At 61.6% G+C, this 22689-nt stretch carries 28 protein-coding genes; 10 read left to right on the top strand and 18 right to left on the bottom strand.

Annotation, left to right across the window (positions count from 1 at the left end; genetic code table 11):
* Positions 1-7: 7 nt before the first annotated feature.
* The 8 genes from WBQ96_RS16655 to WBQ96_RS16620 form a co-directional block, all read right to left on the bottom strand.
* On the bottom strand, positions 8-490 hold the full coding sequence (locus WBQ96_RS16655) for an SRPBCC domain-containing protein (RefSeq protein ID WP_336551730.1): 483 nt from the start codon (positions 488-490) through the stop codon (positions 8-10).
* Positions 474-821 carry an ArsR/SmtB family transcription factor gene (locus WBQ96_RS16650; protein ID WP_165119533.1) on the bottom strand — a complete coding sequence of 116 codons (348 nt, stop codon included), beginning with the start codon at positions 819-821 and terminating at the stop codon, positions 474-476. Before WBQ96_RS16650 ends, WBQ96_RS16655 begins: the two co-directional genes overlap by 17 nt.
* A 125-nt stretch (positions 822-946) precedes the next feature.
* Positions 947-1210, bottom strand: a complete 264-nt coding sequence (locus tag WBQ96_RS16645) for a hypothetical protein (RefSeq protein WP_165119532.1) — start codon at positions 1208-1210, stop codon at positions 947-949.
* A gap of 78 nt (positions 1211-1288) precedes the next feature.
* A complete protein-coding gene (locus WBQ96_RS16640; protein WP_336551734.1) occupies positions 1289-2581 on the bottom strand; it encodes an amidohydrolase family protein in 1293 nt (430 codons plus the stop codon).
* On the bottom strand, positions 2578-3522 hold the full coding sequence (locus tag WBQ96_RS16635) for an ABC transporter permease (RefSeq protein WP_336551736.1): 945 nt from the start codon (positions 3520-3522) through the stop codon (positions 2578-2580). The genes WBQ96_RS16640 and WBQ96_RS16635 overlap by 4 nt, the downstream gene beginning before the upstream one ends.
* Entirely contained in the window at positions 3522-4571 is a 1050-nt protein-coding gene (locus WBQ96_RS16630) for an ABC transporter permease (RefSeq protein WP_336551738.1), read from the bottom strand. Before WBQ96_RS16630 ends, WBQ96_RS16635 begins: the two co-directional genes overlap by 1 nt.
* 183 nt (positions 4572-4754) lie before the next feature.
* Positions 4755-6257 (bottom strand): ABC transporter ATP-binding protein, encoded by a 1503-nt coding sequence (locus WBQ96_RS16625; RefSeq protein WP_336552158.1) that lies wholly within the window; start codon positions 6255-6257, stop codon positions 4755-4757.
* 190 nt (positions 6258-6447) lie between these two features.
* Positions 6448-7479 (bottom strand): BMP family protein, encoded by a 1032-nt coding sequence (locus WBQ96_RS16620; protein ID WP_336551740.1) that lies wholly within the window; start codon positions 7477-7479, stop codon positions 6448-6450.
* 378 nt (positions 7480-7857) lie between these two features.
* Between WBQ96_RS16620 and WBQ96_RS16615 the strand changes: the two genes are divergently transcribed.
* The gene (locus WBQ96_RS16615) at positions 7858-8001 is read left to right on the top strand and encodes a hypothetical protein (RefSeq protein ID WP_091916363.1); all 144 of its coding nucleotides are present in this window, start codon (positions 7858-7860) and stop codon (positions 7999-8001) included.
* 69 nt (positions 8002-8070) lie between these two features.
* Positions 8071-8283, top strand: a complete 213-nt coding sequence (locus tag WBQ96_RS16610) for a hypothetical protein (protein ID WP_091916361.1) — start codon at positions 8071-8073, stop codon at positions 8281-8283.
* Positions 8284-8383: 100 nt separating this feature from the next.
* Here the strand turns inward: WBQ96_RS16610 and WBQ96_RS16605 are convergent, their stop codons facing one another.
* The gene (locus WBQ96_RS16605; protein WP_336551744.1) at positions 8384-8647 is read right to left on the bottom strand and encodes a DUF982 domain-containing protein; all 264 of its coding nucleotides are present in this window, start codon (positions 8645-8647) and stop codon (positions 8384-8386) included.
* 267 nt (positions 8648-8914) lie between these two features.
* Between WBQ96_RS16605 and WBQ96_RS16600 the strand changes: the two genes are divergently transcribed.
* Both WBQ96_RS16600 and WBQ96_RS16595 read left to right on the top strand, forming a co-directional pair.
* Positions 8915-9073, top strand: a complete 159-nt coding sequence (locus WBQ96_RS16600) for a hypothetical protein (RefSeq protein ID WP_336551746.1) — start codon at positions 8915-8917, stop codon at positions 9071-9073.
* Entirely contained in the window at positions 9070-10506 is a 1437-nt protein-coding gene (locus WBQ96_RS16595) for a GMC family oxidoreductase (protein ID WP_336551748.1), read from the top strand. The genes WBQ96_RS16600 and WBQ96_RS16595 overlap by 4 nt, the downstream gene beginning before the upstream one ends.
* 19 nt (positions 10507-10525) lie before the next feature.
* On the opposite strand, the gene argB is transcribed toward WBQ96_RS16595, so the two are convergent.
* Entirely contained in the window at positions 10526-11425 is a 900-nt protein-coding gene (argB, locus tag WBQ96_RS16590) for an acetylglutamate kinase (protein ID WP_091916349.1), read from the bottom strand.
* A gap of 254 nt (positions 11426-11679) precedes the next feature.
* On the opposite strand from argB, the gene WBQ96_RS16585 reads away from it, so the two are divergent.
* A complete protein-coding gene (locus WBQ96_RS16585; protein WP_336551752.1) occupies positions 11680-13011 on the top strand; it encodes a glucoamylase family protein in 1332 nt (443 codons plus the stop codon).
* A 7-nt stretch (positions 13012-13018) separates the two neighbouring features.
* On the opposite strand, the gene msrB is transcribed toward WBQ96_RS16585, so the two are convergent.
* From msrB to blaOXA, 5 genes are all read right to left on the bottom strand, one after another.
* On the bottom strand, positions 13019-13513 hold the full coding sequence (gene msrB / locus WBQ96_RS16580; protein WP_336551753.1) for a peptide-methionine (R)-S-oxide reductase MsrB: 495 nt from the start codon (positions 13511-13513) through the stop codon (positions 13019-13021).
* Positions 13514-13717: 204 nt separating this feature from the next.
* Entirely contained in the window at positions 13718-14275 is a 558-nt protein-coding gene (locus WBQ96_RS16575; RefSeq protein WP_165119522.1) for a fasciclin domain-containing protein, read from the bottom strand.
* A 221-nt stretch (positions 14276-14496) separates the two neighbouring features.
* Positions 14497-15219, bottom strand: coding sequence for an anti-sigma factor (locus WBQ96_RS16570; protein ID WP_336551756.1), 723 nt, complete (start codon positions 15217-15219; stop codon positions 14497-14499).
* Positions 15216-15755: a sigma-70 family RNA polymerase sigma factor gene (locus tag WBQ96_RS16565; protein WP_336552160.1), complete on the bottom strand. Its 540-nt coding sequence runs from the start codon at positions 15753-15755 to the stop codon at positions 15216-15218. The genes WBQ96_RS16570 and WBQ96_RS16565 overlap by 4 nt, the downstream gene beginning before the upstream one ends.
* 79 nt (positions 15756-15834) lie before the next feature.
* Complete coding sequence (gene blaOXA, locus WBQ96_RS16560; RefSeq protein WP_442920846.1) at positions 15835-16656, bottom strand: class D beta-lactamase; 822 nt, start codon at positions 16654-16656, stop codon at positions 15835-15837.
* 178 nt (positions 16657-16834) lie between these two features.
* On the opposite strand from blaOXA, the gene WBQ96_RS16555 reads away from it, so the two are divergent.
* The 3 genes from WBQ96_RS16555 (at position 16835) to WBQ96_RS16545 (ending at position 18204) form a co-directional block, all read left to right on the top strand.
* Positions 16835-17167 (top strand): antibiotic biosynthesis monooxygenase family protein, encoded by a 333-nt coding sequence (locus tag WBQ96_RS16555; RefSeq protein ID WP_336551758.1) that lies wholly within the window; start codon positions 16835-16837, stop codon positions 17165-17167.
* A gap of 147 nt (positions 17168-17314) precedes the next feature.
* A complete protein-coding gene (locus WBQ96_RS16550) occupies positions 17315-17707 on the top strand; it encodes a GFA family protein (RefSeq protein ID WP_336551760.1) in 393 nt (130 codons plus the stop codon).
* A gap of 11 nt (positions 17708-17718) precedes the next feature.
* Entirely contained in the window at positions 17719-18204 is a 486-nt protein-coding gene (locus WBQ96_RS16545; RefSeq protein WP_336551762.1) for a GNAT family N-acetyltransferase, read from the top strand.
* Positions 18205-18229: 25 nt separating this feature from the next.
* On the opposite strand, the gene WBQ96_RS16540 is transcribed toward WBQ96_RS16545, so the two are convergent.
* The 3 genes from WBQ96_RS16540 to WBQ96_RS16530 form a co-directional block, all read right to left on the bottom strand.
* Positions 18230-19750, bottom strand: a complete 1521-nt coding sequence (locus WBQ96_RS16540) for a winged helix-turn-helix domain-containing tetratricopeptide repeat protein (RefSeq protein ID WP_336551764.1) — start codon at positions 19748-19750, stop codon at positions 18230-18232.
* A 52-nt stretch (positions 19751-19802) separates the two neighbouring features.
* Positions 19803-20714, bottom strand: a complete 912-nt coding sequence (locus WBQ96_RS16535) for an agmatinase (RefSeq protein ID WP_336551766.1) — start codon at positions 20712-20714, stop codon at positions 19803-19805.
* Between the two features lie 206 nt (positions 20715-20920).
* Complete coding sequence (locus WBQ96_RS16530; RefSeq protein ID WP_336551768.1) at positions 20921-21403, bottom strand: RidA family protein; 483 nt, start codon at positions 21401-21403, stop codon at positions 20921-20923.
* A gap of 192 nt (positions 21404-21595) precedes the next feature.
* On the opposite strand from WBQ96_RS16530, the gene WBQ96_RS16525 reads away from it, so the two are divergent.
* Both WBQ96_RS16525 and WBQ96_RS16520 read left to right on the top strand, forming a co-directional pair.
* On the top strand, positions 21596-22279 hold the full coding sequence (locus tag WBQ96_RS16525; protein ID WP_336551769.1) for a TetR/AcrR family transcriptional regulator: 684 nt from the start codon (positions 21596-21598) through the stop codon (positions 22277-22279).
* Between the two features lie 177 nt (positions 22280-22456).
* The gene (locus WBQ96_RS16520; protein WP_336551770.1) at positions 22457-22633 is read left to right on the top strand and encodes a DUF1127 domain-containing protein; all 177 of its coding nucleotides are present in this window, start codon (positions 22457-22459) and stop codon (positions 22631-22633) included.
* Positions 22634-22689: the final 56 nt, after the last annotated feature.

Below are 22689 nucleotides of genomic sequence, written 5' to 3'. Positions count from 1 at the left end.
ACTCCTCCTACAATAACCCGGCGTGATCGCCGACCGACAGATAGGCCGCCAGACGATCCAGGCACTGGCCCCAACCCTCGTTGTGGGAATCCCGGTTTTCGACGGTCTCGAAAGGCGTCTGATGGAAGGTCAGCTTCGTCTTGCCGCCCTGGTCGGCGAAGGTGACGGTGATCAACGTCTCCTGTCCGCGTTCGCCGTCTTCCTCCCAGGCGAAGGTGAAGACGATGCGCTCGGCCTCGACGATCTCCTGATAGACGCCGGCCATGATGTGTTCGTTGCCTTCCGGCGAGCGGATGGTCGCGCGATAGGCACCACCGGGGCGAAAATCCAAGGCGATGGAGGGTGCGGTAAAATCCTTCGGACCCCACCAGCGGAAAAGATGTTCCGGCGTCGTCCAGACCCGGTAGACCAGGCTGCGAGGCGCATCGAAAACACGGGTGATGAGAAGTTCGTGGCCGGGCTTTTCCTTCAAGCTAGTTGCTTGTGTCATTTCCCTCTCCCTTCTGGATTGTCTGCAGATAAGCATCAAGCCGGTCGAAGCTGCCCTCCCAGAACCGGCGGTACTCTTCGACCCAGCCGGCAATGTCCTGCAAAGGTGCTGCCTCGAGCCGGCAGGGGCGCCACTGCGCCTCACGGCCGCGCGCGATCAGCCCTGCCCGTTCCAGCACCTTCAAGTGTTTGGAGACGGCGGGCAGGCTCATCTGGAAAGGCTCGGCAAGCTCCGTCACCGACGTTTCGCCCAGCGCTAAGCGTGCAAGGATTGCACGCCGCGTTGGATCGGCGAGGGCTGCAAAAGTGGCGCTGAGGCGGTCGGTGGTCATTTCCGGAATAAACCAATCCTTTAATTAACTTAAAGGTTAAGTACACTGCATACAAAATTCTGTCAAGCAGGGCCGGGCAATCCCCCGGCCACATGGCAGGTGGCGATACTCCGAAACGGAATTGTTTAGCCGGGCTTCACCGGCACGGGCACCGGGCGATAGATGACGACCGGCGGCTGCCAGACATTGAAGTCGTTGCTCTGCCGAAGTGCTGCCCGGCGATCGAGATCAAGCCTTTGCAGACATTCCGCAAAGGCATCGTTGCGCTTGGTGAAACCGTAGGAACGGCATTTTTCCTCGTCCGCCGCCCGCCGCTGTTCGGGCGTCATGGTCGTGCAGCCGCCAGCGAGCGCTGCCAGAGTCACCGCCAATACCATTTTGTGCCACATGACGAATCCTCCTCGGATATAAACTGGAGAAGAATTGTAGACTTAATTGCGGCGGAATGTAGCGCTAGCCGCGCCCTGTCATTGGTCCTGCACAGGTGTCCTATGCCGCCTGTTTACCGATGCCGGCCGCCCAGCGAGCGAGAGTGCCGTTTCGCGTTTTTCACGCGTAGCAACCACCTTGCCCTTGGCGATGACGCAGAGCCGCTCGGCGCGCAGGCGCAGCGCCTCGACCGGGTTGCCGGCGTCGAGCACGACGAGGCTCGCGGTCTTGCCGACTTCGATGCCGTAGTCGTTAAGCCCCATGATCTCAGCATTGGTCTTCGTCACCATGTCGAAGCACTGGCGCATGTCGGCGGGGCTGGTCATCTGCGCCACATGCAGGCCCATGAAGGCGACGTCGAGCATGTCGGCGGTGCCGAGCGGATACCAGGGGTCGAGCACGCAATCCTGGCCGAAGCCGACCTTGATGCCGGCCTTCAGCATTTCCGGCACACGCGTCATGCCGCGGCGCTTTGGATAGGTGTCGTGGCGACCCTGGATGACGATGTTGATGAGCGGGTTCGGGCAGGCCGAGACGCCGGCCTCGGCGATCAGCGGCAGCAGCTTGGAAACGTAGTAATTGTCCATCGAATGCATCGAGGTGAGATGCGAGCCGTTGACCCTGCCCTGCAATCCGAGCCGCTGCGTCTCATAGGCAAGCTGTTCAATATGGCGCGACATCGGATCGTCGGTCTCGTCGCAATGCATGTCGACCATCAGGCCGCGCTTGGCCGCGATCTCGCAAAGCTCCGTCACCGAGCGGGTGCCGTCGGTCATGGTGCGTTCGAAATGCGGAATGCCGCCGACGACCTCCACGCCCATGTCGAGCGCGCGGATGGTGTTTTCGCGCGCCGTCGACGACCGATAAAACCCGTCCTGCGGGAAGGCGACAAGCTGCAGGTCGATATAGGGCGCGACCTCCTTCTTGACCTCCAGCAGTGCTTCCACGGCTAGCAGCCGGTCGTCGCAGGTATCGACATGGGTGCGGATCGCGAGCAGGCCCATGGAGACGGCCCAGTCGCAATAGTCGAGCGCGCGTTGCTTCACCGCTTCGTGAGTCAGCAACGGCTTGAGCTCACCCCACAGCGCAATGCCTTCCAGCAGCGTGCCGGAAGCGTTGATGCGCGGAAGTCCATAGGACAGCGTCGCATCCATATGGAAATGCGGATCGACGAAGGGCGGCGAGATCAGATTGCCACGGGCATCGATCGCGGTACCGGCGGTGACGTTCAGCTCATGTTCGATGGCCGCGATCTTGCCGTCCTTGATGCCGAGGTCGGCGACCACGCCGCTCGGAAGAATGCCGCCTTTGACAAGAATGTCGAAACTCATCTTTCGCCTTTCTGATAGGGAATCATCAGCGCCTTGGGATAGGTGGCGCGGCGCGCCACGAGTATCAGCGCCAGGATGGACAGTGCATAGGGCATCATCAGGAAAACCTGATAGGGCACGACGCCGCCCGAAAGCTGCTGCAGCCGGACCTGATATGCATCGAAAGCGGCAAACAGGATCGCGCCGAGCAGCGCCTTGCCCGGCCGCCATGAGCCGAACACGACGAGCGCAATGCAGATCCAGCCGCGGCCGTTGATCATCTCGAAGAAGAACGAATTGAACGCCGACATGGTGAGGAACGCCCCGCCGACAGCCATCAGCGCGCTGCCGACCATGACAGCGCCCATGCGGATGCCGGTGACGCTGATGCCTTGCGCCTCCACCGCCGACGGGTTTTCGCCGGCGGCCCGCACCGCCAGCCCGATGGGCGTGCGGTAAAGCACCCAGGCGACGATGGCGACGGTGGCGAAGGCCAGATAGGTGAGCGGCGTCTGTGAGAACAGTGCTTCGCCGAGGATCGGGATTTTCGACAGGCCGGGAATCGGCAGCGGCTGGAACGGCTCGATCTTCGGTGGCGTCGTCACCTGCGGCAATGCCAGCCGGTAGGTGAAATAGGTGAGGCTGGTGGCCAGCAGCGTGATGCCGATGCCCACGACATGCTGCGACAGGCCGAGCGGTACGGTGAGCGTGGCGTGCAACAGGCCGAACATAGCTCCGGCAAGGGCTGCGATGAGCACGCCGGTCCACAGGTCGCCACCCGAATAGACGGTGAACCAGCCGGCGAAGGCGCCGACCGTCATGATGCCTTCGATGCCGAGATTGAGCACCCCGGCACGCTCGCAGATCAGCTCGCCCATGGTGGCGAAGATCAGCGGCGAGGCGATGCGGATCGCGGCGACCCAGAAGGAGGCGGTGAAGAGGATTTCGAGGGCTTGTTCCATTACCGCCACCTCACTCGAAATCGCGTCAGCAAAATCGCCGTGACCATCGTCAGAAGTGCCGTCGCCACCATGACCTGCGCGATGTAGCTCGGCACGCCGGCGGTGCGGCTCATGGCGTCGGCGCCGACGAAGATGCCGGCAACGAAGATGGCCGAGGCGATGACGCCAAGCGGGTTGAGCATCGCCAGCATGGCGACGACGATGCCCGAATAGCCATAGCCGGGAGACAGGTCGAGCGTCAGATTGCCTTTCAGCCCCGAGACTTCCGAAAAGCCGGCAAGGGCCGCCAGCCCGCCGGACAGAAGTGCAGTCTTCATCAGCACGCGGTTGACCGGGATGCCGGCGAAGGATGCCGCTTCCGGATTGTGGCCGACGGCGCGCATCTCGTAGCCGAGCACCGTCTTCTTCATGATGATCCAGGCGATGATCGCCGCGACCACGGCGATGACGAAGCCGTAGTGCAGGCGCTTGCCCTGGATGATGCGCGGTAGCTGCGCCTCGGCGATAACCTTGGAGGATTGCGGCCAGCCAAGGCCCATCGGGTCCTTCAGCACGCCTTCGAGCAGCATCGAGACGAACAAAAGCACGATGAAATTGAGCAGCAGCGTCGTCACCACCTCGTCGACGCCGAAGCGGGTTTTCAGAATGGCTGGCCCGAGCAGAAGCAGCGCGCCGGCGGCCATGGCCGCGATCATGATGATCGGGATGAGCAGGTAGGACGGCAGGGGTAATGCGCCGGTGCCGAGCACCACGGTGACGACGCCGCCGATGTAAAGCTGCGCTTCGGCGCCGATGTTCCAGAGCTTTGCGCGAAAGGCGACGGCGACGGCAAGACCGGTGAAGATCAGCGGTGTGGCGCGGGTCAGCGTTTCCAGCAGGGCGAATTGCGAGCCGGCTGCACCCTTGGCGACGAGATAAAACACCGAGAAAGGCGACGCGCCGGCGGCGAGAACGAGCAGCGAGGTGATGATCAACGTCGCCACGATTGCGGCGATGGGGAATAGCAGCGTGACGCCCAGCGACGGCGCGGGTTTGGGTTCAAGCCGCATGTCCAGCTCCTGCTTTCCCTCCCCCTTGAGGGGAGGGTGGCCGCGAAGCGGTCGGGTGGGGTCGTCCGCGAAAAGCTCGACGTTCCTTTGTGCCGAGCGCTGCCTTGACCGACCCCCTCTGGCTGCTTTGCAGCCATCTCCCCCTCAAGGGGGGAGAGAACGCCGCGCTTTCGATGACCGCTATCACGCTGCTTCCCCCACATGCCCAGCCATCAACTCACCAAGCTCACGGATCGTCCGCTCTCCACGCTTCGACGGCGACGACAGCCGCCCCTTCGACATCACCAGAATGCGGTCCGACAGCGCCAGCACTTCCTCCAGATCCTCCGAGATCAGCAGGATCGCAGCCCCCCTCTCCCGCGCCTCAAGCAGCCTGCGATGGACGAAGGCGACCGCGCCGACGTCGAGCCCGCGCGTCGGCTGGTTGGCGAGGATGACAGCCGGATCGGGATCGAGCGCGCGGCCGAGAATGAGCTTCTGCATGTTACCGCCGGAGAGCAGCCGAATGCGCGCGTCAGGCGACGGGCATTTTACGTCGTAGTCGCGGATGATCTCTTCCGCGAAATTTTTCGCCGCCTTCCAGTCCAGGAAACCGCGCCGGCTGAAGCGCGCGGTGGCGTAGCGCTCGGCGATGACATTTTCGGTAACGCTCATATCGCCGATCGTACCGACGGCGTGGCGATCCTCGGGGATGCGAGCGACGCCTCCGCCAAGGACCGCGCGCGGCGACCAGTCGCGCATCGACGCGCCCTGGACGACCACTTCGCCGGACGCGGGTTTCAGCACGCCGGCGATGAGTGCCGCGAGCGTCGCCTGCCCGTTGCCGGACACGCCGGCCAGGCCGGTGATCTCGCCGGCGCGAAGCTCAAGCGACAAGTCGTCGAGCCGGTGCGAAGAACCCTGCCCCGCCACCGAAACATTTTTCAACTCGAGCGCAACAGGGCCGATCTTCGGCGCGTCCACTTTCGGGCTGGCGACCTCCTGCCCGACCATAAGCGATGCAAGTTCGCTGCGGCTGGTCTCAGCTGTCACGCGCTCGCCGGCAAGCTTGCCGGACCGCAACACCAGCACACGGTCGCTGACGGCCATGACCTCATGCAGCTTGTGCGAGATGAAGATGATCGAAAGCCCCTGTGCGACGAGAAGCTTGAGCGTGCGGAACAGAGCGTCCGTCTCGGCCGGTGTCAGCACCGCTGTCGGCTCGTCGAGGATGAGGATGCGTGCGTCGCGGTAAAGCGCCTTCAGGATTTCGACGCGCTGGCGTTCACCGACGGAAAGCGCCGACACCATGGCGTCGGGGTTCACCGCAAGGCCGAAATCGTTGGCGAGTTTTGTGATGCGGCTTCGCGCCGCCGCGCGGTCGAGGCGCAGTTTCCATGCGCTTTGCGTACCGAGCGCGATGTTTTCCAGCACCGTCATGTTTTCGGCCAGCGTAAAATGCTGATGCACCATGCCGACGCCGGCATCGAGTGCGACGCGCGGATCGCCGGGCGGCAGCTGTCTGCCGAAGACCTCGACGGTGCCTTCGTCGGCCACGTAATGCCCGAACAGGATGTTCATCAGCGTCGTCTTGCCGGCACCGTTCTCGCCGAGCAGGGCGATGACCTCGCCGCGTTTCAGCGCGAAAGAGATGGCATCGTTGGCGACCAGCGGACCGAAGCGCTTGGTGATGCCGGACAGGCGCAGGACGGGTGCGGCGGCCTCCCCTCCCCCTTGAGGGGAGGGTGGCGGCGAAGCCGCCGGGTGGGGTTGTTGCGGCAGGGCTCGGCGTCCTCTTTTGCATGACTTGTTCAAGTGAAGGTCGAGCTTCTCAGCCACGACCCCACCCGACCCGCTGCGCGGGCCACCCTCCCCTCAAGGGGGAGGGATAGTTGCGCTAGCTCGACTTCGGCTCGTTGTCGTTGACCTCGACGGTAAACGACCCGTCCTTGATCGCCTTCTCCTTTTCGGCGACCTTAGCCATCACCTCGGCCGGCACCTTGCCTTCGAAAGTGCCGAGCGGGGCCAGCGAGCAGCCGCCGTCCTTCATGAAGGAATAGACGCCGTAATCGTCAGCCTTGAACGAGCCAGCCTTCACCTCGGCGATCGCCTTGTCCAGCGTCGGCTCGAAATGCCAGAGCGCGGAGGCGACCACGGTCTCGGGATAATCGGCCTGCGTATCGATGACATTGCCGACGGCAAGAACCTTCTTCTCCTTGGCCGCATCCGACACGCCGAAACGCTCAGCATAAAGCAGGTCTGCGCCGCCATCGATCTGCGCAAAGGCGGTTTCCTTGGCCTTGGGCGGGTCGAACCACGAGCCGATGAAGGCGACCTGGAACTTGGTGTCGGGCGCGCTTTCCTTCACGCCGGCCATGAAGGCGTTCATCAGCCGGTTGACCTCGGGTATGGGGTAGCCGCCGACCATGCCGATGTTCTTCGACTTGGTCATGGCACCGGCAATGATGCCGGAAAGATAGGACGCATCCTGGATGTAATTGTCGAAGACGGAAAAATTCGGCAAGGCAGCATCGGGCTTGAAGCTCGACCCCATCAGGAAGGCGACGTCGGGATAATCCTTGGCGACGCTGCGGGCAGCTTCCTCGACGCCGAAGACCTCGCCGAGGATTAGCTTGTGGCCAGCCTCGGCATATTCGCGCATGACGCGCTCATAGTCGTTGTTTGAGGTGTTTTCCGAATAGACATATTCGATGTCGCCACGTTCCTTGGCAGCGTTGGCTGCCTTGTGGATGCGGCTGACCCATTGCTGCTCGACCGGCACGGTGTAGACCGCCGCAACCTTGATCGGGTCAGCTGCGAGAAGACGTGTCGGCAGGCCGGCGACAGTGGCAAGGGCTGCAGTTGCGCCTGCGGCCTTGAGCACCGAACGGCGCGAGAGAGAAGAAAAATCGATTCCATTTTTGGGCATTTTTGACCGCCTCTGGCTGTTACGGGCTCAAGCCAAGTCCCGGCCCGTTTTTTATCATTTGGTCAACGGTATTCGAATTTCCGAAACCCGGCAATCGGTCGGAAAAACCTTTCACCCGTGGTCAACAAGATCCCGATGAGCCGGGGCGCATCGGCCAGTATTTTTGGATTTTCCGCCGTCCGCGCCTATATCACTAATAATATTCGCCGCGCCGGCATAAAAAGTCTCGGCAGTACGTCATGTACAGCCCTTACCTTTTGAGCTGAAACGGTATTGCAGAGGTACTTATGTTCGCCGGCGTGATATCCATCAGTTTCTGCGAATGCCGATGCAACGGCGCAGACCCTGAAACGACACCCGGAAAGGACCAAGAAGAACATGGCAAAAAAGCCGAACTACGACCAGGAGCGCAGGGATCGCGATCGGATAAAGGCGGCCAAGAAGGCTGAGAAGGCCGAAAAGGCCAAGGCAGCGAAGACGGAACGCAAACCGGACGATGCGAACGAGGCGGAGGCCAAGTAGACGCGCTGCCGGAAATACAATCACTTAGCGAGGTAAGCGCTTCGCATCGACCGAGTCAGGAGTACGATCATGAAGCTTCACGCAGCTGAACAGAAAATCGCCAAGACCGACACCGCCGCACGCCAGATCATGAGTGCGGAACTGGTCGCTCGGGAAAAGAAAACCGCGCGCCTGAAAGTGCTTCGACTCCAAAAGGAAGAAGCCGCACGCGTCGAGGAGGCAAACAACCCAGCCCCGGTGAAGCGCGCGCCTCGCAAGAAGGCTCTGCCGAAAACCGCTTAAAGCATGTCGCGCAAAAGCGTGCAGCGGTTTTGCGATAACGACATGCGTAAAAACAAAGACTTAAAGCGCAAGAAGCGAATTTGAAAAATCGCGACGCGCTTTAAGCCACAGGCGCCTTGTCGCTCACCAGCACGTCCGCCTCGCGGGCGGCGGCGATGAAGGCCCGCCTGGCTGCCATGACCGGCTTGTCGCCGGCCTGGGCATCATGACAAGCCTGAAGCGCTGCACGGTGCTTCGGGCTTTTCTTTCCGGGCCAGCTGTTGAGAAGAAAATCAGACGCTTCGCGCGTGGTTATCAGTATCAGTTGGTTGCCGGCAGCACCTTGTCTTACGGTAACCGGAACTTCAAATCGATCGCTTTGCATCCCTGCTCTTACGCCTTTGGTCTTGCGAAAGCGAGCACTTAGATGGCCGGGCACTCGTAGAGCGTCCTTTGCGCATCAAATTCGACGCGCCGGGCTGAAGAAAATCGTTGAACGTTTCTTAACCCTTCCCGCAAACGCCCGGTAATGATCGCAAGACGGCATAAAGGAATGCCTGATATTGGCATGTCTCTGGCGAGGATTTAGCCAGCGTCCCAATTCGTAACGAGGACGCTGCCGAACACATAGCCCCTCGCCCGGAACTTGGTCATGATCGCCATCGCGAAACTCTCCCGTCGCTCGCTGGTCCAGGCAATCCTCGCCTTGCCGGCATTCGCCCTCATCCGCAAACTTCCCGTTCCCGCCCCCGATCCCGACGAGATCGTCGAGGTCAATGGCTGGATCGTCCGGCGGAGCGACCTTGCATGATCTTCGACAGTTACGAGGCGTTTCGCGCGGCCGCCTTCACGCCCAAGGTCTGCATCATGGGATCGGGGCCGGCCGGCATAACGATTGCCCGCAAGCTCGGCGCTGCCGGCATTCCAGTGGTGATCTTCGAGGCTGGCTCGAATGAGTGGACGGAGGAGTCGCAGGACTTCTACCGCGGCACCACCGTCGGCGACCCCTATTTCGATCTCGACGTGACGCGGCTGCGCTATCTCGGCGGCTGCTCCAACCATTGGGCCGGCTGGTGCCGGGTGCTCGACGCCCATGATTTCACGCCCAAGGCCTGGGCGCCCGATACGGGCTGGCCGATCAGGCGCACCGATATCGAGCCCTATCTGAAGGAAGTGCACGACATTCTCGACCTCGTCGAGTTCCGCCCGGACGCGCCGATTTCGGACGATATAAGCTGGGTGCAACTCATCAAGAGTCCGGCAGTACGCTTCGCCGAAAAGTTTTACGGCGACCTCGATAAGAGCCAGAACATTGCCGTGGTGCTGAATACCTATGTTCGCGAACTGGTCGGCGACGGCAATCGGGTGACAGGGGCGCATATCTGGTCCAATGGCGCGGATGCGGGCCAATTCTCTGCCGACTACTACATCCCTTGCACCGGCGGGCTGGAAAATTCCCGGCTGCTGCTGTGGTCCAACGAGCGCTCGAATGGCGGCGTTGTTCCCAGCGCGACGGCACTCGGCCGCTACTGGATGGAGCATCCGCAGTTCGAAGGCGGCAACGCCATCCTCGCCGATTACGACGAGTTCGAAGTCGACCGCACGAACGAAGTGTTCTTTTCGCCGACGCCGGCGGCGATGGAACGCAAGCAGATCATGAATTTCGGCATCCGGCTGATCGAAATGCCCTATCCCGGCGTCAAGCGCCTGATCGCCGACCTTGCCTGCGTCGCACCCGACACCGCCGAATGGGCCGCCTATCAGCTAAGTCTCAATCTCCGCTGTGCCGCCCAGCTTTATGTCGGCTGGGAGCAGGCGCCCGATTTTTCAAACCACGTCGCCCTGTCGAAAACCGAGACGGACCATACCGGGGTGCCGCGCATCGAGCTCAACTGGAAGAAGCGCGACATGGAGCGCCGCACGATTCTGGAAGGGTTGAAGTTGTTCGGCGAAACCATGGTCGCCAAGAATCTCGGCCGCGTGCGGCTGGCCGACTGGCTGGCCAAGGGCGAGGACTACCCCACTGACCAGGAGCTTGCCGGGCACCATCACATGGGCGGCACCCGCATGAGCGAGGACCCGGCCAAGGGCATCGTCGATGGTGACTGCAAGGTCCACGGCATGGACAATCTCTATGTCGGCGGCTCGTCGGTGTTCGCGACGTCCGGGCAGTGCAATCCGACGACGACGATCGTCTGCCTGGCCGCCCGGCTGGGCGACCATCTCAGCCACAAGATCGTCTGACCGGCGGCCGGCCTTTCGATCAAGGAACGATCAACGTTCCCGCACCGTGCTCGGTGAACAGCTCAAGCAGCACCGAATGCGGCGTCTTGCCATTGAGGATGACGACGCCTTCGACGCCGCGCTCGATGGCTTCGATGCAGGTTTCGACCTTGGGGATCATGCCGCCGGAGATGGTGCCGTCCTTGATCAGCGCCTTGGCCTGGGCGACGGTCAATTCGTCGATGAGGTTCTTGTCCTTGTCGAGAACGCCGGGCACGTCGGTCAGGAACAGCAGGCGCGAGGCGCCGAGCGCGCCGGCGATGGCGCCGGCAAAAGTATCGGCGTTGATGTTGTAGGTATGACCGTCGCGGCCCGGAGCCACCGGCGCCAGCACCGGGATCATCTCGGAACGGGCAAGCAGGTCGAGCAGCGTGCGGTCGACCTCGACGGGTTCGCCGACGAAGCCGAGATCGAGCACGCGCTCGATATTGCTGTCGGGGTCCTTCACCGTCTTATGCGCCTTTTCGGCGAAGACCATGTTGCCGTCCTTGCCGCACAGCCCGATGGCCCATTCGCCCTCGGCGTTGATGAGCGCGACGATCTCCTTGTTGATGGAGCCGGCCAGAACCATCTCGACGATCTCGACGGTCTTCTCGTCGGTGACGCGCAGCCCGCCCTCGAATTTGGATTCGATGCCCATCCTGGCAAGCATCGCCGCGATCTGCGGGCCGCCGCCATGAACGACGATGGGGTTGACGCCGGACTGCTTCAAAAGCGCGATATCGCGGGCGAAGGCCTGGCCGAGCTTGGCGTCGCCCATGGCGTGGCCGCCGTATTTCACCACGACGGTCTTGTTCTCGTAGCGCTGCATATAGGGCAGAGCGGCCGATAGAAGATGCGCCTGCTCGGCAGCCGTGGCAGCTTTTTCCGTCGATGTCATGAGATGTCCCCGTCGGATGGAAATCGGCGGTTACTTAGCGGCAAAGGAGATTCGGAGCAATCGGTGGAAGCGAGAAAGCTGCGCCGGGGGTCCATCTATAGCCAGTGTTTCCAATGTTCACGACGCTGTGCACGGCACTTCGTCCTTCCCGCCTTAAATAAGGCCTAAACCGAAGCCTGTTTCTTTGGGCAATGCGACATGCAAATGACAACGTCCCTCTTTCCGACCCTTCCAGCCAGGATGACCCGGCGCAAGTGAACGACTCGATCCAAGCAGGTTCGACCGCTAAGGAACCTGCACCGGATATCGATATCGCGTTGCTCGACCGGCTCCAGCGCTCCGCATTCGACTACTTCATCGAATATTCGAACCCCGGAAACGGGCTCGTCGCCGACGCCACCAGCCTTGGCTCGCCATGCAGCATTGCGGCGGTCGGTTTCGGGCTGTCATGCTACCCGGTCGCCGTCAGCCGCAACTGGATATCGCGAGACGAGGCAATCACCAGAATCCTGGCCACGCTGCGCTTCTTCGAGCAATCAGAGCAGAGCCGCCACGTCCACGCCACCGGCTACAAGGGCTTCTACTACCACTTCCTTCACATGGAGACGGGCGAGCGGGTCTGGAATTGCGAGCTTTCCGTCATCGACACAGCGATATTGATTTCCGGCATGCTGACGGCCGCGAGTTTCTTCGACGGTTCCGATCCTCGCGAGGAAGAAATACGCGCAAGCACCACGCGCCTCTACAACCGCGTCGACTGGCGATGGTCGCAAGGGAAGGACGGCTTTGTTCGCCTGGGCTGGAAGCCGAAAGGAGGCTTCCTGCGCTTCAGTTGGAAAGGCTACAGCGAAGCCTTGCTGCTTCTCGTGCTTGGGCTGGGCTCCCCGACGTTTCCCTTGCACAAGGATGCGTACCGGCAGTGGCTGGAGAGTTGCGACTGGCTCGATACGAAAGACGGCGGATATCTTTATGCGGGGCCGCTTTTCATCCACCTCTTCCCGCAGGCGTGGATCGATCTTCGCGGCCTTCAAGACCCATTCTCGACCCGGCGCGGCATCGACTATTTCGAGAACAGCCGAAGGGCAATTGCCGAGCACCAGCACTACGCGGTTCGCAACCCAAAAAAGTTCACCGGCTATGGCGAGCACCTTTGGGGGCTGACCGCCTGCGAAGGGCCGAGACGACGCCTCGTGCTCCGAAATGGCCAGAGGCAGGGCTTGATGGGCTATATCGCACGCGGTGCGCCGTCCGGCCCGGACGATGGAACCGTTGCCCCTTGGTCCGGCCTCGCATGTCTTCCTTTTTCGCCCGATGCCGGCTTCGACAACCTCACCCACATTCTGTCGCAGTACCCTCGGCTGCTGAAGCATGGCCGCCTGCCGGACAGTTTCAACCCGAGCGTTCGCACCACCCATCCCGAAGGCTGGATATCACCGCGCAGCGTCGGACTGGATCAGGGGCTTGTCGTGATGATGGTGGAGAATTTCAGGACCGGCCTGGTCTGGGACCTCATGCGCAAAAGCGAACCCGTGAGACGCGGGCTCGCTGCCAGCGGTTTCAGCGACGGGTGGCTTAGTCGGGCATGAACCCCGGCTAAGCCGGCTTGAAGTTCAGCGCAAGTCCATTCAGGCAATGGCGCTTGCCGGTCGGCTGCGGGCCGTCGTCGAAGATGTGGCCGAAATGGCCGCCGCAGCGGCGGCAGTGAACCTCGGTGCGGGTCATGAAGAGCGTGTTGTCTGTCTTCATGCCGATCGCATCCGGCAGCGACTGCCAGAAGCTCGGCCAGCCGGTGCCTGAATCATACTTGTTCTCGGACGAATAGGCGGCCAGATCGCAGCCGGCACAGTGGAAAATGCCTTTGCGCTTCTCATGGTCCAGCGGGCTCGAGCCGGGACGCTCGGTGTCTTCCTGACGCAGCACGGCGAATTGCTCGGGCGACAGGATCTTGCGCCATTCGTCGTCGGTCTTGGTAACCTCGAAGGTCTCGGCGATGGCATCCGTGGGCCGGCCCATGCGCCAGAGCGCCGTCGTGCCGGCCAGAAATGCAGCGGCGCCGGCACCTGCCAACAGAAAATCGCGGCGATTCATTTGGACTTCTCCTCTTGCACGCAAACTATGTCACGCGCGGCATCACGCGCCAATCAACTCCGATTGAGACCAAGACGAAAAACGCCCCGCATCGAACACGCAGATGCGCGAAGATGCGGGGCGATCCGATTGCGCCAGGTCGCAGGAGCCCTATAGCTTCCCGGCGCAATCTAGGCCTGAGACGGCCTTCTAAACAGCCACCCATTACATCTTGGGCAGCAGCACCTTGTCTATGACATGGATCACACCATTCGACTGCTTGACGTCGGCGATGGTGACATTGGCGGTGTTGCCGTTCTCGTCGGTGACGGTGACCTTGCCGCCCTCGTCTTTCAGCGTCAGTTCGCAGCCGCCGACGGTCTTGGCCTTGTGCGAGCCACCGTCATCCTTGACCATTTTCATGACCACGTCCGACGTCGCGTCTGCAGCGATGACATGGCAGGTCAGGATCTTGGTCAGTTTTTCCTTGTTCTCCGGCTTGACCAGTTCGTCGACCGTGCCCTTGGGCAGCGCGTCGAAAGCTTCGTTAGTCGGCGCAAAAACGGTGAACGGACCCTTGCCCTGCAAGGTCTCGACCAGACCAGCTGCCTTGACGGCAGCGACGAGCGTGGTGTGATCCTTCGAGTTTACCGCATTCTCGACAATGTTCTTGTCTTCGAACATAGCGGCGCCGCCGACCTTCGGGTTTTCGGCATAGGCGACCGTGGCGAGGGCGGAGAGCGCGACTGCGCCGGCGAGAATGGTGGAGGTGAATCTACGCATTTTTTAACTCCCTGGGTTATTCCACATTCGGTGGATGCAAGGAGTTACGAGGATGAAAAGAGTAAGTTTCGATGCTTGTGAAAAAAGATTTATTTCTTTCCGGAATTCATAAAATATCTCGCACAAATTCACACGCGATATCTCCATCTATAATTAGAGTTACCTAATTATAGATTCGCTTATACTTCACGATAGAGCGATATCGGCGAGAAGAGCTTTACTTAAATATTCTTCAGATCACCCGCTGCGACCACCGGCCCGGTCGGCTGCCCTGTCGGCGAACCGCCCGACGGCTCGAGACTGACGGCCAGAACCGCGCCTGTGGCGAGCTTCTTCTGAAGCTCGGGCGAGATCTTGAGATGAATGGTCGACCCGACCGGGATCACACCCATGGAGACCGGCGCGTTGGTTCCCTCGATCATCCAAAGCTCGAAATCACGGCCCGATGCGCGTTCGCCCGATACGTGCGACAGCCCGACATCGCCTTGAGCGGCATCATAGACGGCAAGGTAACGGACATCGCTGCCGTCGGCAGCCAGCGAGGCGACGAGGCGCGTCTCGGGCACTGGCGCGGGTGGATTGATGTAGGGAACGGCAATGTAGATCGCGAGCGCGGCGATGGCTGCGGCAGCAAGGCCACGCCAGAAGGCGAGGCTCGACCACATGCCGGCCTGCCGCGCGGCCTGGGATTGCGCAGCCTCGGAGAACAGCCGCCGGTCAACGGCGGGCTTCACCGAAGCCGGCGCTTCGACTTCGGGATAGGCTTCGGCAAGCGGGGACAGGTGAACCTCCCAGCGATCGACAAGACGCGCGAACTCAGGCTCGCCGTCGATGCGGCGGGCAGCTCCCTGCCGTTCATCGTTCGGCAGAACGCCAAGAACGTATTCGGCAGCGATCATGTCGTCGCCGCCACGTTCCGGTTCGTTGTTGTCTGCCAGCGTCATCGCTCGAGGCATTCCCTCAGTTTCAGCAGGCTGCGGCGCAGCCAGGTTCGCATCGTGTTCAGCGGCACGCCGTAGCGCGCCGCCAGCTCGGCATAGCTTTCACCCTTGAGATAGGCGCCCCGGACGGCCGCCGCCCGGTCTTTTTCCAGCTCTTCCAGACAGTGATGGATGCGCTCGTTTTCACCGCCCGCCACCGCCGCCGCCTCAGGCCCGGGCGCCGGATCGGCCACGTCGAGCGCGGCGTCGATATCGACGGCAGGCTGGCGTCGCGCCCGGATGCGATCGATCGCGTGATTACGCGCAACCGCCACCAGCCACGATATCGGGCTCAAATCCGAGACTGCAAAACGGTCGGCCTTCATCCATATCTTGACGAAAACCTCCTGCAGGGCTTCCTCAGCTTCTGCGCGATCGTTCAAGACACGCAGGCAGACGCCGAAAAGTTTCGCGCTCGTCTGCCGATACAACAGGTCGAACGCCACCCGGTCCTTCATCGAAGTCCGGACGATCAGCTTTGTGATGTCTTGTGGCGTCATCGAAGCCAAATTAGGGCTTTGCAGTTGATTTGCAACGGCACAGATGCTGTTTCCGCGCCGGCGCGCAGGGCAGCAATTTTCAGCGCTGCTTCATCAGGTGCGGCAGCTCTTTCAGGAACATCTCCCGCACCTTCGGGCCTTTCGGAGAGTCGGCGCTATCCGCGCCCACCTGCATGCGCGCGAAGACGACTTTACGCCCGTCCCTCTCCGCCCAGCCGACAAACCAGCCCAGAGGCTTGTTCCTGTTCGCCTTGCCTGCATCATCGCCGAGCCTGCCGCTGCCGGTCTTGCCGTGGACGGTCCAGCCGTCCTGCGAAATGAAACTCGGAATGACCGCCTGTGTCATGTCTGCGGACTTGCCGGATACCGGTAGTTTGCCGGCAAGGAAGCTGCGCACGAACACCGCCTGTTCGTCAGGCGAGATCTTCAGCGACGATTTCAGCCAGGAATGTGTCAGGCCATTGTTCTTGCCGGCATCGCCGGAGACATCCATGTTGCCGTAGCCGAGCTTTTTGACATAGGCAGCGAATTTTTCCTCGCCGAGCCGGCGCGTGATTTCACGCGAAAACCAGAGGACGGAATCCTTCTCCCAGATCGTCGGATCGACGGTCTTCCGGTCCCGCTTCACCGCATCGAATTCGGGTTTGTAATCCCAGGCAGGCGTGTGTTCGTCGCTGAGGATTCCGGCATCGTAACCCATCAGCGCCAAGGGAAACTTGAAGGTCGAGAATGGGTTGAGACGCCTGTCGCAGATGCCCTCGCGATGAAGAACGTCACCTGACGCCGCGTCCAGTATTACCGTGCATTCGGGGGCGCGTTTCTGTGACGCGGCCAAAGCTGGAAAGGCGAGGCCGGCCGCAAAGGCAAACAAAAGCGCGGGCATCCTGAGTTTGTCGATCATCATTCGAAATCCGTTCGGCTGGGTGCAGTGCAGGCCTGCACGGAACCGCGAACTGGTTACCGATGTGTTGATGCCGCTTCGGTTTGAACATCTATTTTCGCTTGACCTCAACCGTACTTGAGGTCCTACAAACCCATTCGACCTATCGGGAAAATCCCGAACCAGGGAGAATGTTATCATGCAAGCAACAGTTCAGAACGACGACCTCGGCCCCGTCGTATTCATCAACATCTTCACCGTGAAGCCCGGCAGGCTCGACGATTTCATCGCCATCCAGAAGGCCAATCTCGATGGCTCTGTCGGTGTCGTCAAAGGCTGGCGCGGCAGCCGCCTGCACCGCGCCACCGACGGCCGGACCGCGATCATGATGAGCGCGTTCGACACGATCGGCGACCACAAGCGCGTGCACGAAACCAGCCGTTTCGCCGAACACGTCCAGAAGGTCAGGCCGCTGATCGAAAGCGCGGGACCGGGTTATTACCAGGTCGTCCACGAAGTCGGGCAGATATAGGCGTGACGCGCGGCAAGCCGCCCACATCGCCTTGTTTTTCCCTTTCCCTGCGGGATTTCCTGGCGCAAGCGGCTGCGGGCGGCATTTGCAAGGACTGTGCTGTTCGTTGTAGCCATGCTGATCGCTTGATCCGGGAGGAGACGCAGCATGGACCGATTCACCGGCGGCTGCCTGTGCGGCAACGTCCGATTTGTGGCGTCGGGTAAACCCTACCGGGTCGGCATTTGTCACTGTCTCGACTGCCGCAAGCATCACGGCGCGCTTTTTTACGCTGCCGCGGTATTCCCTCAGGATGCGGTAACGATCGAGGGCGAAACACGCGACTATGCCGGGCGGTTTTTCTGTCCCCGCTGCGGCTCGTCGGTTTTCGCACGCAGCGCTGACGAAATCGAAGTGCACCTGGGCGCCCTGGATGCCCCTGACCAACTGATGCCAACCTACGAAAGCTGGACCGACCGTCGCGAGTCCTGGCTGCCGCCGTTTCCGCTCACGAAACGATATGAGCGCGATCGTGAGACATCGGGACGCTTTGAGGAGTAGCTCGCATCAATTTGGACATTCAAATTCGACCGGCCACAAGAGAGACGAGGAATGCGTTTTCGTCTTTATTGAAGGAAGCAAATGCGTGGCAAAAGGCGCGCGGCTCGGAGGGATGGTCCTCTCCTTTCGACGATGACTGGATGTTGCCGCGCATAGAGCGCGGTGAACTGTTCCTGGTTTATCTGGATAGCGAGCCTGTTTCCGCATTTCGCATCCTCTGGGAGGATCGACCGTTCTGGGGAGAACGGGAAGTCGGCGACAGCATCTACCTGCACACCTTCGCCGTTCGGCGAAGCAAGGCTGGGATGGGCATTGGGGAGGCAGTCATTGACAAGGTCGTCCGCATGGGACGCGAGCACGGCCTTGCCAAAGTCCGGCTGGACTGCTTCCTCTCCAGCGCAAATCTGATTGCATATTACGAACGCTACGGGTTCGTTTCGGTCGGAACCACATCCATGAAAGGCAAGATGATGAATCTCATGGAAAGAGCCATCTGACTTTTCACCCGTTGCAGTCGCCCCCTCACTCCGGCAGCCCCGCCTTCCGAAACCCCTCGACGAAATGCTCAAGCACTGCGGCGTCGCGGAATGGCTCCGTCGCGGCCCAGTGGTGGGTCGTGAAATCCGGGTTGCTGACGGGAAACAGTTCGGCCTCTGCGCGCGCCTCGTCGAACCGGCCGAGTTGCGCAAGGCTTGCCGCCAGGAAGCGGCGTGAGCTTGTGCGATAGGTTTCGTCCCTGCGCAGCGTCTCGACGGCGGCTTCGTATTGCCGGTGCGCATATTGCGCTTGGCCAAACGCCAGATAGTACCAGCTTGCCGGAAACGGGTTCAGCCGGAACGCTTTGCGAATATGCTCAAGGCCTTCCTCGACCCGCCCCGCGAGCACCGCGATGTCGGACAATGCCGCCCAGGCGTCGGCTTCGTTCGGGTCGAGCGCGATCGCCTGCTCGAATTCCGCATCCGCCTCGGCAAAGCTGCGCTCATAGGCAAGCAGGTAGGCCAGGACCCAGCGGCAGCCGGCATCGTTGGGATCGATCGCTACGGCTTTGCGCGCCAGCTCCAGGGCAACGCTGCGGGACGATTCAGTTGGCCCGCCGGAATGCACCCATCCCATCCAGTGGTTCATGGCGAGCCAGCGATAGGCGTCGGCATATTCCGGATCGAGCGAAACCGCACGCGTGAGCATCAGATGCGCTTCCCGCGCCATCTGCGGCGTATCATCCATCAGCTTGCGCGCCCGCACGCAGAGATCGTAAGCCTCGATATTCTTGGGCCGATTGCGCGGAGGCGCCGCGCGCAGCCGGCCAAGCAACGCCTCGACGATCCTGGCCGTCACCTCGTCCTGAACGGCAAAGATGTCTTCCAGGCCGCGATCGAAGCGTTCCGCCCATAGATGTTCGCCACTCGCCGCGTCGACCAGCTGGGCGTTGACGCGCACACGGCCCCCGGCGCGTCTTGCGCTGCCTTCCAAGAGGTAGCGCACGCCAAGCTCCTCGGCGATCTCGCGCACATCCATAGCCTTTCCCCTGTAGGCAAAGGCCGAGTTGCGCGCGATGACAAACAGGCCGGAGATCCTGGAGAGGTCGGTGATCAGGTCTTCGGTCAAGCCATCCGCGAAGGAGTCCTGCTCGGGGTCGTTGCTGAGATTGACGAAGGGCAGCACGGCTATCGATGGTTTGTCGGGCAGCGGCAAAGGTTTTCGCTTCGCGCTGCCGTGCTGTTCGACGGCGCCGGTGAAGCGGTAGCCGACGCGCGGAACCGTGGCTATCCACTCACCGCTCCCATCGCCGGCCGGGCCAAGCAGCTTCCTGAGCTGCGCGATCTGGACGGTGAGGTTGCCCTCCTCGACGGCCATGCCCGGCCACGCCGCGTCCATCAACTCGGTCTTGCCCAAAATTTCGCCGGGCCGTTCGACGAGTGCTGCAAGCAATTTTAGCGCGCGGTAGCCAACGGCAATGGGGCCATCGTTCCGAAGAAGCGTTCCCGCACCCGGATCAAGCACGAACGGACCAAAGGCAAAGCGCGATCCCTGCATAGAGCGCATCTTTAGAGCGTTTCAGGCCCGGTTGGAACCGTCCTGCCGGACGAAGCCGGTTTCAAACCTGCCGCACGATGGTGCCGATCGCATTGACGAGAAGGCGCGCGGCGGTCAGGGCCGACAGGCCGTCAATGTCGGCGGGTGGATAGAGCTCGACAAGGTCGAATCCTGCGATCCTGGCCCGCTGGCCGACGCCCGCGATCAGGTCGATCACCTGAGTGTAGGTGAGGCCGCCGGGCGTACGCGCCGCCACGCCCGGCATGATGCCGGGATCGAGGCCGTCGCAGTCGAGGGTGACGACGACGCGGGCTCCTTGCGGAATATGCCGCAGAGCGGCGTCGACGCCCTGGGCGTGAACCTCGCGGGCGGTGACGAAGCGGCTGCCGTAGCGCTGCGCCGCTTCGATCTCGGCGAGGCGCGCGCTGCCGACGCTGCGCAGGCCCACCTGCACCATGCCTGCGACATGCGGCATCTCGCTCGCCCGCCGCATCGGGTTCGAATAGCCGTAGCGCTCGCCATTCACCTCGTCGCGCCAGTCGATATGGGCGTCGATCTGCAGGATCCAGACCGGACCGTGCTCGGCAAAGCCGGCGAGGAAGGGAATGACCACGGAATCATCGCCGCCGATGAGGATCGGCACGGCCGGCAAGGCCAGGACCTCGCGCGTCTTCGCCTCGATCCGGGTCCGGTTGCCGGCATTGTCATGCATGGTGGTCGAGATGTCGCCAGCGTCGATGCAGCAGGCCGGCCTGCCGTCGAACAGCGGGCCGCCGAGATCGAAATCCCAGTGCTCGACGAGCCCGGCATCCGCCTGGCTTGCAGCGCGGATGGCGTCGGGGGCCAACTCATAGCCGTTGCTGTCCTCGCCGGGATAGGTGCTGCCGTGAGCGGCTCCGAAGATCACAGCACGGGGCATGCCGCCATCGGCGAGGCGATCGGGAAAGCCGAGAAAGGGAGGTGCGGCGGTCATTTCTTGATGGTCTTGATGATTGAGGATGCGGGATTGCGGGTCTTTTGCGGTAGGGGCGAAACCCTACGCTGAGGTCGCAGATTAGCCCGTTTGGAAGATTTTGGAACTCGCTGGGCGAAGTCAATGACGACGCTGTTCGTATCGTCCAGAATTCATCCTTTTTCAGGTCGAGGGTTATGAGCGCAGTTGTCGGCGCGCTCGCGCCGCTAGTCGAGCACGACCACGGCCTCGACCTCGAAGAGCATGGGATCAATTGCAAGCTTGGGAACGGGTATCAGAGTCTGGGCCGGCAGCGCCGCGCCGAACATTTCCTTGACGTTCTCGGTCAGCACCCCAAGCTTCGACATATCGTGATCGACCACGAAGACCGTGAGCTTGGCGACCTGATCCGGCCTGGCGCCGAGCGCATCGAGGGCGGTGCGCAGATTTGCGTAGGCCTGCCTAACCTGGACTGCGAAGTCGGGCGACAACGCTCCCATGCCGTCTTGGCCGCCCTGTCCGGAGATGTAGGCGATCCGGGCTCCGCGGGGCGTGATCACCGCTGTGCTGTAGCCATTCGGCGACGGGTCGTAGAGGTTTTGCGGATTGACGATGGTCAGCTTGAGATCATTCTCATTCGCTGTCGCCGCAGTTCCCATGGTCATGATGATTAGCCCTCCGATAAGCAGATGCTGGATTGCGCGTGACATGATTTTCACTTGCCTCTGCTGACTGCGGGCACCTGCGCTCGCAGCCGGCATGATTGAACTTCAGCCCATCGCTCGGATGAATCGTGCGATGTACGATTTATTGTATGGTACATCGTACGAGTCAAGCGTTCAAGATCGACATTCCTGACGTTGCCTGCCAAAATCGAGGTTCAGACCAGTGAGGAACGACGAATGGCAGCCAAACCTAGTGGCGCCCGGAGCAAACGGTCTCAACGGCCAAAGCCCGTGCAGGAGCCGCGCAGCGAACCGCCGCTCTCGCGCGAACGTATCGTGGTGACTGCAGTTGAACTGCTGGACGCTCAAGGGCTCGAGGGATTGACGATGCGCCGGCTGGCCGATCGCCTCGGCTCGGGCGTGATGAGCCTGTATTGGCATGTCGACAACAAAGAGGATGTCTTCGATCTGGCGCTCGATCAGGTGCTCGAATATCGCGGACCACCGCAAACAATTGAGTCTCGAGACTGGCGCGGAGAAGTCGTTCATGTGCTCGAGGATTGGCGTGCCGGCATGCTGCGCCATCCCTGGTCGGCATCGCTGTTGCCGCGCCGGGCGCTCGGCCCCAACATCCTCAGTCGCCTGGAACTGCTGAGCAAGACCTTGTCCAGAGCCGGTGTAGCGGACGCAGATCTGAACGCCGCGATATGGTCGCTCTGGAACTATGTGATGGGCGCCACCATCACCCGGGCGAGCTTCGACCTCTCGGACGCCGACCGGGCCGCCGCGCAGCAGCGCCTTACACGTCTCAGCGAACGCTACCCGACAATCGAACGCTCCCGCCTGCTGTTGGATGACGATTGGGATAGTGCTTTCCGGAAAGGCCTCGGCTTCCTGCTCGATGGGCTCTCTCCAAGATAACGAACGCTTCCTTCATCTCGCACGCAGATGAACAGGATCGATGCCAGTCGGTTGCATGTAGCCGTTTGGAAGTTTTTCGAACTATTTGGGCGCGCTTAATTACGGCGCTGTTCGCATCCTGCAGAATTCAGCCTCTTTCAGGTCAAGGGCCCCGGCCCTCAACCATAGGAGGTTGCCATGAACGATACATTTGCGTCGGCTCCGCGAAGCATTATCGCGACCTGGAGCGAGCGGATACGCTTTCGCTGGAACCTTGAGCAAATGGTGAAGGCCAATCCGCATTTGATCGACGATATCGGTCTGACGAAACGGCAGGCGGACGAAGAAATCGCCAAGCGCTTCTGGCAAGCATAGGGCCAATGCCGCAGGGTTTCGCGTGCCGCAGTGGTTCGCCGGCATGGTCTGCCGAC

Origin of the sequence: Mesorhizobium sp. CCNWLY176, assembly GCF_037153935.1 — a bacterium.
In the GTDB taxonomy this organism is placed as follows: domain Bacteria; phylum Pseudomonadota; class Alphaproteobacteria; order Rhizobiales; family Rhizobiaceae; genus Mesorhizobium_M; species Mesorhizobium_M zhangyense.
Note: the sequence above shows the minus strand (reverse complement) of the source record. Positions and strands in the feature narration are given on the sequence as shown.

What these genes read in the sequence shown, in the direction of transcription:
- WBQ96_RS16655 (WP_336551730.1), bottom strand. Translation starts at nt 490, where the DNA reads ATGACACAAGCAACTAGCTTGAAGGAAAAGCCCGGCCACGAACTTCTC.
- WBQ96_RS16650 (WP_165119533.1), bottom strand. Translation starts at nt 821, where the DNA reads ATGACCACCGACCGCCTCAGCGCCACTTTTGCAGCCCTCGCCGATCCA.
- WBQ96_RS16645 (WP_165119532.1), bottom strand. Translation starts at nt 1,210, where the DNA reads ATGTGGCACAAAATGGTATTGGCGGTGACTCTGGCAGCGCTCGCTGGC.
- WBQ96_RS16640 (WP_336551734.1), bottom strand. Translation starts at nt 2,581, where the DNA reads ATGAGTTTCGACATTCTTGTCAAAGGCGGCATTCTTCCGAGCGGCGTG.
- WBQ96_RS16635 (WP_336551736.1), bottom strand. Translation starts at nt 3,522, where the DNA reads ATGGAACAAGCCCTCGAAATCCTCTTCACCGCCTCCTTCTGGGTCGCC.
- WBQ96_RS16630 (WP_336551738.1), bottom strand. Translation starts at nt 4,571, where the DNA reads ATGCGGCTTGAACCCAAACCCGCGCCGTCGCTGGGCGTCACGCTGCTA.
- WBQ96_RS16620 (WP_336551740.1), bottom strand. Translation starts at nt 7,479, where the DNA reads ATGCCCAAAAATGGAATCGATTTTTCTTCTCTCTCGCGCCGTTCGGTG.
- WBQ96_RS16615 (WP_091916363.1), top strand. Translation starts at nt 7,858, where the DNA reads ATGGCAAAAAAGCCGAACTACGACCAGGAGCGCAGGGATCGCGATCGG.
- WBQ96_RS16610 (WP_091916361.1), top strand. Translation starts at nt 8,071, where the DNA reads ATGAAGCTTCACGCAGCTGAACAGAAAATCGCCAAGACCGACACCGCC.
- WBQ96_RS16605 (WP_336551744.1), bottom strand. Translation starts at nt 8,647, where the DNA reads ATGCAAAGCGATCGATTTGAAGTTCCGGTTACCGTAAGACAAGGTGCT.
- WBQ96_RS16600 (WP_336551746.1), top strand. Translation starts at nt 8,915, where the DNA reads ATGATCGCCATCGCGAAACTCTCCCGTCGCTCGCTGGTCCAGGCAATC.
- WBQ96_RS16595 (WP_336551748.1), top strand. Translation starts at nt 9,070, where the DNA reads ATGATCTTCGACAGTTACGAGGCGTTTCGCGCGGCCGCCTTCACGCCC.
- argB (WP_091916349.1), bottom strand. Translation starts at nt 11,425, where the DNA reads ATGACATCGACGGAAAAAGCTGCCACGGCTGCCGAGCAGGCGCATCTT.
- msrB (WP_336551753.1), bottom strand. Translation starts at nt 13,513, where the DNA reads ATGAATCGCCGCGATTTTCTGTTGGCAGGTGCCGGCGCCGCTGCATTT.
- WBQ96_RS16575 (WP_165119522.1), bottom strand. Translation starts at nt 14,275, where the DNA reads ATGCGTAGATTCACCTCCACCATTCTCGCCGGCGCAGTCGCGCTCTCC.
- WBQ96_RS16570 (WP_336551756.1), bottom strand. Translation starts at nt 15,219, where the DNA reads ATGACGCTGGCAGACAACAACGAACCGGAACGTGGCGGCGACGACATG.
- WBQ96_RS16565 (WP_336552160.1), bottom strand. Translation starts at nt 15,755, where the DNA reads ATGACGCCACAAGACATCACAAAGCTGATCGTCCGGACTTCGATGAAG.
- blaOXA (WP_442920846.1), bottom strand. Translation starts at nt 16,656, where the DNA reads ATGATCGACAAACTCAGGATGCCCGCGCTTTTGTTTGCCTTTGCGGCC.
- WBQ96_RS16555 (WP_336551758.1), top strand. Translation starts at nt 16,835, where the DNA reads ATGCAAGCAACAGTTCAGAACGACGACCTCGGCCCCGTCGTATTCATC.
- WBQ96_RS16550 (WP_336551760.1), top strand. Translation starts at nt 17,315, where the DNA reads ATGGACCGATTCACCGGCGGCTGCCTGTGCGGCAACGTCCGATTTGTG.
- WBQ96_RS16540 (WP_336551764.1), bottom strand. Translation starts at nt 19,750, where the DNA reads ATGCGCTCTATGCAGGGATCGCGCTTTGCCTTTGGTCCGTTCGTGCTT.
- WBQ96_RS16535 (WP_336551766.1), bottom strand. Translation starts at nt 20,714, where the DNA reads ATGACCGCCGCACCTCCCTTTCTCGGCTTTCCCGATCGCCTCGCCGAT.
- WBQ96_RS16530 (WP_336551768.1), bottom strand. Translation starts at nt 21,403, where the DNA reads ATGTCACGCGCAATCCAGCATCTGCTTATCGGAGGGCTAATCATCATG.
- WBQ96_RS16525 (WP_336551769.1), top strand. Translation starts at nt 21,596, where the DNA reads ATGGCAGCCAAACCTAGTGGCGCCCGGAGCAAACGGTCTCAACGGCCA.
- WBQ96_RS16520 (WP_336551770.1), top strand. Translation starts at nt 22,457, where the DNA reads ATGAACGATACATTTGCGTCGGCTCCGCGAAGCATTATCGCGACCTGG.